Origin of the sequence: Microcystis sp. M165S2 (genome assembly GCF_020245885.1) — a bacterium.
Classification (GTDB): domain Bacteria; phylum Cyanobacteriota; class Cyanobacteriia; order Cyanobacteriales; family Microcystaceae; genus Microcystis.
On the sequence record NZ_JADBTZ010000087.1, the window covers coordinates 1 to 7,703 of the forward strand.

Annotated in this window: 14 protein-coding genes and 1 pseudogene; 7 read left to right on the plus strand and 8 right to left on the minus strand. The window is 42.6% G+C overall.

The annotated features are described in order from the left end of the window. Positions 1–298 (minus strand): annotated as a pseudogene (locus IM479_RS04825) (Rpn family recombination-promoting nuclease/putative transposase); the annotation flags it as partial. A gap of 318 nt (positions 299–616) precedes the next feature. Continuing rightward, positions 617–787 carry a hypothetical protein gene (locus tag IM479_RS04830; protein ID WP_287685274.1) on the minus strand — a complete coding sequence of 57 codons (171 nt, stop codon included), beginning with the start codon at positions 785–787 and terminating at the stop codon, positions 617–619. Here IM479_RS04830 and IM479_RS04835 point away from each other — a divergent pair. Then, positions 737–1,048, plus strand: a complete 312-nt coding sequence (locus tag IM479_RS04835; RefSeq protein ID WP_287685282.1) for a 6-bladed beta-propeller — start codon at positions 737–739, stop codon at positions 1,046–1,048. The genes IM479_RS04830 and IM479_RS04835 overlap by 51 nt on opposite strands. 65 nt (positions 1,049–1,113) lie before the next feature. Here the strand turns inward: IM479_RS04835 and IM479_RS04840 are convergent, their stop codons facing one another. Then, positions 1,114–1,260 carry a hypothetical protein gene (locus IM479_RS04840; protein WP_287685275.1) on the minus strand — a complete coding sequence of 49 codons (147 nt, stop codon included), beginning with the start codon at positions 1,258–1,260 and terminating at the stop codon, positions 1,114–1,116. 193 nt (positions 1,261–1,453) lie between these two features. On the opposite strand from IM479_RS04840, the gene IM479_RS04845 reads away from it, so the two are divergent. From IM479_RS04845 to IM479_RS04860, 4 genes are all read left to right on the plus strand, one after another. Continuing rightward, positions 1,454–1,753, plus strand: coding sequence for a type II toxin-antitoxin system HigB family toxin (locus tag IM479_RS04845; protein WP_286824474.1), 300 nt, complete (start codon positions 1,454–1,456; stop codon positions 1,751–1,753). Beyond that, the gene (locus tag IM479_RS04850) at positions 1,737–2,156 is read left to right on the plus strand and encodes a helix-turn-helix domain-containing protein (protein ID WP_287685276.1); all 420 of its coding nucleotides are present in this window, start codon (positions 1,737–1,739) and stop codon (positions 2,154–2,156) included. The genes IM479_RS04845 and IM479_RS04850 overlap by 17 nt, the downstream gene beginning before the upstream one ends. Positions 2,157–2,305: 149 nt before the next feature. Continuing rightward, on the plus strand, positions 2,306–3,199 hold the full coding sequence (crtR, locus tag IM479_RS04855) for a beta-carotene hydroxylase (RefSeq protein ID WP_287685277.1): 894 nt from the start codon (positions 2,306–2,308) through the stop codon (positions 3,197–3,199). A gap of 95 nt (positions 3,200–3,294) precedes the next feature. Beyond that, a complete protein-coding gene (locus IM479_RS04860; RefSeq protein WP_287079865.1) occupies positions 3,295–3,612 on the plus strand; it encodes a hypothetical protein in 318 nt (105 codons plus the stop codon). On the opposite strand, the gene IM479_RS04865 is transcribed toward IM479_RS04860, so the two are convergent. From IM479_RS04865 to rplI, 4 genes are all read right to left on the minus strand, one after another. Beyond that, positions 3,613–4,167, minus strand: coding sequence for a hypothetical protein (locus IM479_RS04865; protein WP_287685283.1), 555 nt, complete (start codon positions 4,165–4,167; stop codon positions 3,613–3,615). Between the two features lie 137 nt (positions 4,168–4,304). After that, positions 4,305–5,105, minus strand: coding sequence for an exodeoxyribonuclease III (xth, locus tag IM479_RS04870; protein ID WP_287685278.1), 801 nt, complete (start codon positions 5,103–5,105; stop codon positions 4,305–4,307). A 22-nt stretch (positions 5,106–5,127) separates the two neighbouring features. After that, positions 5,128–5,712, minus strand: a complete 585-nt coding sequence (locus IM479_RS04875; protein WP_287685279.1) for a chromophore lyase CpcT/CpeT — start codon at positions 5,710–5,712, stop codon at positions 5,128–5,130. A 99-nt stretch (positions 5,713–5,811) separates the two neighbouring features. Further along, the gene (gene rplI / locus IM479_RS04880; RefSeq protein ID WP_012264300.1) at positions 5,812–6,270 is read right to left on the minus strand and encodes a 50S ribosomal protein L9; all 459 of its coding nucleotides are present in this window, start codon (positions 6,268–6,270) and stop codon (positions 5,812–5,814) included. A gap of 317 nt (positions 6,271–6,587) precedes the next feature. Here rplI and IM479_RS04885 point away from each other — a divergent pair, with 317 nt between their 5' ends. After that, positions 6,588–6,875, plus strand: coding sequence for a YggT family protein (locus tag IM479_RS04885; protein WP_061430502.1), 288 nt, complete (start codon positions 6,588–6,590; stop codon positions 6,873–6,875). Here the strand turns inward: IM479_RS04885 and IM479_RS04890 are convergent. Beyond that, on the minus strand, positions 6,872–7,312 hold the full coding sequence (locus IM479_RS04890) for a hypothetical protein (protein ID WP_287685280.1): 441 nt from the start codon (positions 7,310–7,312) through the stop codon (positions 6,872–6,874). The two genes, IM479_RS04885 and IM479_RS04890, sit on opposite strands and share 4 nt — an antisense overlap. Before the next feature lie 91 nt (positions 7,313–7,403). Here IM479_RS04890 and IM479_RS04895 point away from each other — a divergent pair. After that, a partial coding sequence (locus tag IM479_RS04895; RefSeq protein ID WP_287685281.1) for an RNA-guided endonuclease InsQ/TnpB family protein occupies positions 7,404–7,703 on the plus strand: 300 nt, incomplete at its 3' end.

A 7,703-nucleotide genomic window follows, 5' to 3' on the forward strand; every position in this document is an offset into this window, starting at 1 on the left:
AATCACTGCGTCGCAGATAAATTACCACTTGACGCATTTGTTTTTGGGGATGACGACGATAGACGCGAATGCGATAATCAAGCATTCGGAAAGGAATCTTAGAGTCGGGGTCGGTTTGAAATTCGGTATGGAGAATTAATTCCTCTGACTGCAAAAAAATCAGAGAATCGGCACGAATGGGGTCTAATTGTAATTCCGTCGGGTCGAGGACGGTTAAGGGGAGGGGAGAACCTAATAACCAAGTGGCTAAATCATCGGAGAAGTTTTCGGCAATAAATTTACAAATATTATCAAACATCTTCAGGGATTACTTTCCGTTTCTCCTAGGATACCCTCGATCGCCGGTGTTGACATCCTGTATTTGTCGTAACTATTGCCGAAGAGAATCGTAGCGCGGAATACATTATGGGCAAAATTCAATTCTAATCATCGACTAAACTCTATAAATTTCAGCAAATTTGTCACATCTTAACCAGGAATTTCTTGACAATTACTAGAGGAAGGGGTAGCTTGCAATCAGTTTAATTTTGTGGAGCCTTATGCTATTAGTTAACCTTATCAATCACGGGGGGGGGAGAAGCACGGCTTATCAAAGCCTCTGCTGAAATCCTTTTCTCTAGTCACGGCCACTGCGATCGGATGTATTAGTATCGCCACCAGTGCCACTGCAGCCAGTTTTTCTTTCGCTTTCGGTAGCGCCGGTTCGGGGGACGGTCAGTTCGATGGCCCCTTCGGTATCGCCGTCGGTAGCGGTGGTAATATCTATGTGGTTGATACTGCCAACCATCGCGTACAGGTATTCAACTCTAGTGGTGTCTTCCAGTCCGCTTTCGGTAGCTTCGGTACGGGGAACGGTCAGTTCAATCTCCCCTTCGGTATCGCCGTCGGTAGCGGTGGTAATATCTATGTGGCTGATTCGTTCAACCGCCGCGTACAGGTATTCAGCCAAAGTCAGCCGCGGGTGTCCACTCCCGAACCTTCTGGTATTATCGGATTAGGGATACTAGGGGGTGGTTTAGTGGTGCGTCGCCTCGCTAAACGTCGTTAATCGCGCTTGGGGTGGGGAGATGAGCCTAAATTTCGCTAATTCCCCACCCTTTGCGGTTAAAAGCTTTAATTGTGCTGCTGTCTTTGTAATTCCTCGATCGCGTTGGGGGATAAATCGGTAAATCGGGCAATTGCGCTCGCAACTGGTGCGAGGGTGAGGGGTTGGTCAAGGGATTGTTTGAGGGGCATATTCTGAATTGAATTTGCTGACAATACTTGTCATTTTGTCAAGGATTTTGTTATTTATATTTCTTATACTTAATATAGCTATTGATTACTCGATTGGGGATTCGGGGCGATGCGCTTTTCTGGGGTTCGATTCGGATCGGTCAAATTGACATACACTATAATTATTAGAGTGATCCATGTTTATTTAGGTTAAAGAGAACAATAAAACTAGCGATCAATGCACGTGATCAGTAAAGTTAAATTACGAGAGTTTTGGGAACGCCACTCGGACGCAGAAGACGCTCTGACCGATTGGTATAACTTCGCTAGTAAGGCTAACTGGAAAAATTTAGTAGAGGTTCAAGGTCGCTACCCGAAAGCGGAGGCGGTGGGAAATTTTACAGTTTTTAATATCAAGGGAAACAAATACCGTTTAATCGCTGACATCAATTATTCTCGTCAAACCATTTTCGTTAAATATATTCTAAGTCACCCTAAATACAATAAGGAGAACTGGAAAAATGATACCTACTTCTAATCCATTAACCTATGGTGATTTACTGTTGCAGTATCAACCGAAACCGATTAATAACTCGCAAGAATACGAGCGATTTTTAAGCATAATTGAAGGGATGATGTCACGGGAGTTAATCAATGACGAAGGACTATTATTTGATTTACTGGTCTTATTAGTGGAAGAATACGAGCGGAAACATTATCCGATCGCCCGAACAAGTCCTACCGCTACCTTAGAATCTTTACTTGATGAATTCGAGATCGATAGGCAGTGTCTTATCGATATTTTCGGCGATCGGGATAGAGTAGAATCGGTGATAGCGGGGAAACAGGCGATCGCCCCCTCTCAAGCCGAGTCTCTAGCCGAATTTTTTAATCGTTTAAGTGCGAAACTGGCGTTAAGCGCCCGTGATTTTCTCTTGTAGCCTCGCTTTTCCTTCGGGAACCATATAACAAATCCTTACTTTCCTCATAACTTTAGATTAATTAAGATAATGTTACAAAACTTTATGAAAAAGGCGTAGTATGATAATTTACGCCAGTAAAGCGAACACAATAAGGAGCAACACCCATAATGCAGTCGGCCGAGATGTTGCTGACAGTCCCCAAAGAGTATTTAAAAGCACCGGGGGGCTTCAACCCAAACGTTACCATGTTTTTCATTGCCTTGAGCCTAATAACCCTATCTACCTGTGGCTATTGGCTATGGTCCTGGCCCGACTGGATTTGTTTTACCGCTAATGTCCTCGCTTTACATTTATCGGGGACAGTTATCCACGATGCCTCTCATAATTCTGCCCATAGCAATCGGACATTTAATGCTATTTTAGGTCATGGTAGTGCTTTAATGCTCGGTTTTGCCTTTCCGGTCTTCACTAGAGTCCATTTACAGCACCACGCTCACGTTAACGATCCCGAAAATGATCCGGATCATTTTGTCTCCACTGGTGGACCTTTGTGGATGATTGCGGCCAGATTTTTTTATCACGAGATTTTCTTTTTTAAGCGGCAACTCTGGCGAAAATACGAACTGCTGGAATGGTTCCTCAGTCGTCTTTTTGTTGCTACCATAGTCATCGTCGCCTGTCAATATGGTTTTATTGGCTATGTGATGAATTTTTGGTTTGTTCCCGCTTTAGTGGTGGGAATTGCCCTCGGTTTATTTTTTGATTATCTTCCTCATCGTCCTTTCCAAGAGCGTAATCGTTGGAAAAATGCCCGCGTTTACCCCAGTCCTCTCTTAAATCTGCTGATTTTAGGGCAGAATTATCATCTCGTGCATCATCTCTGGCCGTCGATTCCCTGGTACAAATACCAACCTGCATACTATGCCACTAAACCGCTTTTAGACGCAAAAGATTGTGAACAGTCTTTAGGCCTACTGCAAGGTAAGAATTTCTGGAGTTTCCTCTACGATGTCTTCTTGGGGATTCGCTTTCACTCCCATTCCTCTAAATCTAGCTCATAGCAGTTATCGTAATGGTGAGGTAGAAAGTTTTCCTTTTGGGGAGTCGGTATCTGTACTGGTTTTGTTGTCAACTTGATTTTTTGAAGGAGGATTTTATGGGTCAACATTGGGGAAAAGCCTTAATTTTAACAACAACTTTCTTGACAATTAACATCGATTATGCTAGGTCTTTAACCTTTGGTGAGGCCGTTGGTATTGGAGCGGGGGCCTTGTTAATCAACCGAGCGGTACAGGATAATAGACAACGTTATCGATTTGTGCCACCAGAGCAAGAATTTCAGCGCGGACTAGAGGACGGGTTTAACTTTGCCCGCTATGATAATCCGCGCAATTCCAGGGACTACGATGACGGTTTTATCGAGGGACGAAGACGCCGGGAGTCGGGTTGGGCCAGTCCCAACCGGAGAAACTAATTATTTTTTTGGTCTGCGTCCCACTTCGGCGGTTTCTTGAATGGAAAATATCCTCAATTTGCCGTCGATGGGAGCGACTTTAGCCACGGCTGCCGATGCCACTATATAGTTATCACCCTCGATGTTGGTAATATTGACTACCCGCTCGCGAGTGATTATCGCCATCTCGTCATTAGCAAGAATATCCACATCCCAATTCTCAGAAAGAACCTCCATACTTTTAATATTTTTGTAGGATTCCTCTAAAAATCTTTTATGTTCCGTGATGCCATCTAACTCAAAAATTTCGGTACTAGCATCGGTTTTAATGGTCAATTGCGAGGAAATAAATGGGGCATAGTGTTTGAGTATTAGGGCGATATTTTTATCTTTAATAGCGGTTTTAATGTCTTCAATCATTGCTTTAATTTCCGCTTCGCTGATTTTTTGTCCCCAATCGCTACTCCTCGATTGTTTCACTGGCACTATCGAGGGATTAGCGTGGACAAAAGCGGGGGAGATGCTGGGGAGAAGGGATAAACCGAGCAATAGAACAATTAATTGGGGAGAACGCATAATTAATAAACTTGGTAAATTCAACCCGAATCATAGCATTTTCTCGTTACCGAATAAATCCTCAAGCTGAAAGTCCCCGGTTAGGGAAGCTAAGAGAGCAAAATTCTGGCTGTGCAAAGTCTAGGTTGATCCTTTAGCTATTTTTTGTTTGATATTTCCAGAATAACAGGGGTATGATCGCTAGGTTTTTCTTGTTTTCTGGGTTCTCGATCGATCAGACAATTAACGGCTTTTTCGTATAGCTGAGGAGTTAAATAAAGATGATCGATTCGCCAACCTCGGTTACGAGAAAAACCACCGCTGCGATAATCCCACCAACTATAATGTCCTGCTGCCGAGGTGAATTTTCTAAAGGCATCTTGTAAACCAATTTCTAAGACCTTTTCTAAAGCTTCTCTTTCTTTAGCTGAAGACATAATATGATTTTCTTTGCCTTTGGGATCATAAATATCTTTATCTTCTAAGGCAATATTAAAATCTCCGCAGATACATAATTCTTGAGGTTGAGAATTAATAATTTTATCTAGATATTTCCTAAGAGTTTCTAACCATTTAAGCTTATAAATATACTTATCACTATCTAGGGAAGAACCGTTAGGAACGTAGAGATTGATAATCCGAATATCGCCGATTACTCCAGTAATTACCCGTTTCTGTTCGTCCAGTTCTCCCGTTAAATTTTCGCCGATAATTGGACTAAATCCCATAGTGATATCGCTCATGGGTTTTCGGCTAAAAATCGCCACACCATTATAGGCTTTTTGTCCAGAAATATAGAGATGATAACCCAAAGATTCAAAAGCTTCTCTGGGAAAATCTCGATCAATTACCTTGGTTTCTTGCAAGCACAAAACCTCAACGGGATTGAGTTGTAACCAGTTAATTACCTGCTCTTGTCGGCTGCGAATCGAGTTGACATTCCATGTGGCGATTTTCATAGCTAAAAACCGAGAATTTTTCTCACACTTCCTCAGCAAAACTGGCGCGACGCACAAACTCAAAGGGACCGGCGATCGAACCCCAGACTAATTGATCGGTTTCGGGATCTAAACCGCGATCAACGCTAATTAATCCCCGTTCACTAATTTCAAAACTATTATCTAAATAAGTCATTCTATCTTTGCGAAAGACTAAACATTGTTTACCCGGTTTCACCACCCCTTTAAAACTGTTACCTGTCCAAGTTACATTTATATCACAACCCGGCATCGGTTCTAATAGGTCTAAGGTGAGATTTTTGAGACGCTGGGGTTCTCTAGAAGCACCAAAAAAGTTAGCTTCCTCTTTAACTTTAAAGTTTTCTAGTTCAATATGATCATCGACTACCGACAATTTAAATACTCGCAAACGATAGGGAGTATTGAGCATAAAATCGTAGGCCTGCTCTAAAAATAAACTGGTTCCCTTCAGTAATTCATCGGGCAAAGGACGCATACACACGCGAATATGGGCAAAAAAAGGCGGATTAGCAAAAGCTTGTTCTTGATTACTAAAATCCGCCGCCATCCAGCGCGCTAGGGTTTTTATGTCCGTGGAATGAGTCATAGTTTTTGAGATGTGAATGGCTATTAGCTATCAGCCATCAGCTAGTTAATCGCTCTGATAAATTTTCACTGATTACTGATAACTATGCCCCGACAATTGTTATTGTGCAATTACTTTAATTTCAATATCGGCACTAACTTCGGGATGGAGTTTGACTTGTACTTTATAGACTCCCAATTGACCGATATCGGGGACGGTAATACCACGGCGATCGATTTCTAATTTAGCATTTTCTAGAATAACCGTAGCCACATCTTGACTGGTGACAGTACCGAAAATTGCCTCGTTTTCACCCACCTGTTTAGGGATGCTGTAGGGACTGAGTTTTTCGATCGCAGTTTTTCTGGTTTCCGCTTCTTGTTTTTCGGCCAGAAGACGTTGACGCTCTTTTTCTTTCCTAAATTCTGCCTGTTTAATCGCGCCTTTGGTGGCTAAAACAGCCACACCTTGGGGGATAAGGTAATTGCGCGCATAACCGGGTGCCACTTCTACCACATCGCCATTTTCGCCTAATTTGCTGACTTTTTGATTGAGGATAACCTGCATTCGTTTCGCCATGATCTTGACCTAAAACAATAGTTCCAAAACCCCTATCATACCATGCAATCGTTTTTATGTGTCCTCCCATCCAGACCGTCAGTTAGCTATGGAAAAACTACTTGAACAATCCGAGTCTCCCGAAAAGGAAAACTTCGTACCTCACCATTAAGATAACTGCTGTATCCAGTTTTCTTACCCGGTGTCCGTCAACCCCGATGAATGCCGATAGCCAGTTAAAACCAGTAAGACAGGGCGGCGAGAATAACTAAAGACTATTTTTTTGGTAAGATCAAAGCTAAACTAACCATCACGCCTTCTTGAGGAAAGATTTATTTATGAGCGATATAGGGTTTATTTTGACGATAATCAACAATTTCCTGCAAATTTACTCGGTAATCCTAATTGTTAGGGTTTTACTGACTTGGTTCCAAAATGCCGGTTGGGCCTATCAGATTATGTCTTTTCTCAGTCCGATTACCGATCCCTATTTAAACCTCTTTCGCTCGATTATCCCACCCCTAGGCGGGATGGACTTTTCCCCGATTCTCGCTTTTCTGCTGCTCAACGTTGTTCAGAGTGTCGTAGCCACAGGGGCCAGTAGTTTGGTCAGTAGCAGTTTCTAAATCCGCGGATCAACACTACTGGTAAAACCGGAAGCTTTGAATTTTTCCAGTCGCAAGGGGGTTGGTTGATTGGTAGAAACAGAAATTCTGATCTCGAAATCACTAATCCCCGGTGGCACTTCTGGAATTGCCCCGACTCGGCTACGATTTTGTAAAGCCGGTTCCCCGTTAGCATCGTAAATCCGACCAAAAACATCGGCATCATAGACGGTTTTTCCAGAATTATTTTTAGCTTTGCCGGTGATTAAAAAACAATTAGCCGGAAAACTGGTTCCCCCACTGGTGACACTCCCCTCGGCTAATTCGGGGGGACATTCTTTATAAGATACATCTAATAGTTGAATTGGGGTTAAAGCTTGAGCAGTAGGGATGATGATCCAGCTAGACAGCCAGAAGAGAACAGAAAGCAGTAAAACGGTGAGCGAGCGTGGTGTCATCGAAAATTTTGGGTCTGAAACCCCGTCGTTCTACGACGGCTTTACTATTAAATATTAGCACATTTACGAAATATATGCTAAAATGTGAGACATGGAAAAAGCCTATTCGTTTCGATTTTACCCCACACCAGAACAAGAGTCCCTATTGCGGCGCACTTTGGGCTGTGTAAGATTAGTTTACAATAAAGCTCTCCATCTCAGAACACAAGCATGGTACGAAAAGCAAGAAAGAGTAGGCTACGCTCAAACTTCTTCAATGCTAACCGAGTGGAAAAAGCAAGAAGAATTAGACTTTTTAAACGAAGTTAGCTGTGTACCTTTACAACAAGGGTTAAGACACCTACAAACAGCTTTCACTAACTTCTTTGCTGGTCGTACTAAGTATCCTAAC

What these genes read in the sequence shown, in the direction of transcription:
- rplI (WP_012264300.1), bottom strand. Translation starts at nt 6,270, where the DNA reads ATGGCGAAACGAATGCAGGTTATCCTCAATCAAAAAGTCAGCAAATTA.
- IM479_RS04845 (WP_286824474.1), top strand. Translation starts at nt 1,454, where the DNA reads ATGCACGTGATCAGTAAAGTTAAATTACGAGAGTTTTGGGAACGCCAC.
- IM479_RS04850 (WP_287685276.1), top strand. Translation starts at nt 1,737, where the DNA reads ATGATACCTACTTCTAATCCATTAACCTATGGTGATTTACTGTTGCAG.
- IM479_RS04865 (WP_287685283.1), bottom strand. Translation starts at nt 4,167, where the DNA reads ATGCGTTCTCCCCAATTAATTGTTCTATTGCTCGGTTTATCCCTTCTC.
- IM479_RS04830 (WP_287685274.1), bottom strand. Translation starts at nt 787, where the DNA reads ATGGTTGGCAGTATCAACCACATAGATATTACCACCGCTACCGACGGC.
- IM479_RS04885 (WP_061430502.1), top strand. Translation starts at nt 6,588, where the DNA reads ATGAGCGATATAGGGTTTATTTTGACGATAATCAACAATTTCCTGCAA.
- xth (WP_287685278.1), bottom strand. Translation starts at nt 5,105, where the DNA reads ATGAAAATCGCCACATGGAATGTCAACTCGATTCGCAGCCGACAAGAG.
- IM479_RS04875 (WP_287685279.1), bottom strand. Translation starts at nt 5,712, where the DNA reads ATGACTCATTCCACGGACATAAAAACCCTAGCGCGCTGGATGGCGGCG.
- IM479_RS04890 (WP_287685280.1), bottom strand. Translation starts at nt 7,312, where the DNA reads ATGACACCACGCTCGCTCACCGTTTTACTGCTTTCTGTTCTCTTCTGG.
- IM479_RS04860 (WP_287079865.1), top strand. Translation starts at nt 3,295, where the DNA reads ATGGGTCAACATTGGGGAAAAGCCTTAATTTTAACAACAACTTTCTTG.
- crtR (WP_287685277.1), top strand. Translation starts at nt 2,306, where the DNA reads ATGCAGTCGGCCGAGATGTTGCTGACAGTCCCCAAAGAGTATTTAAAA.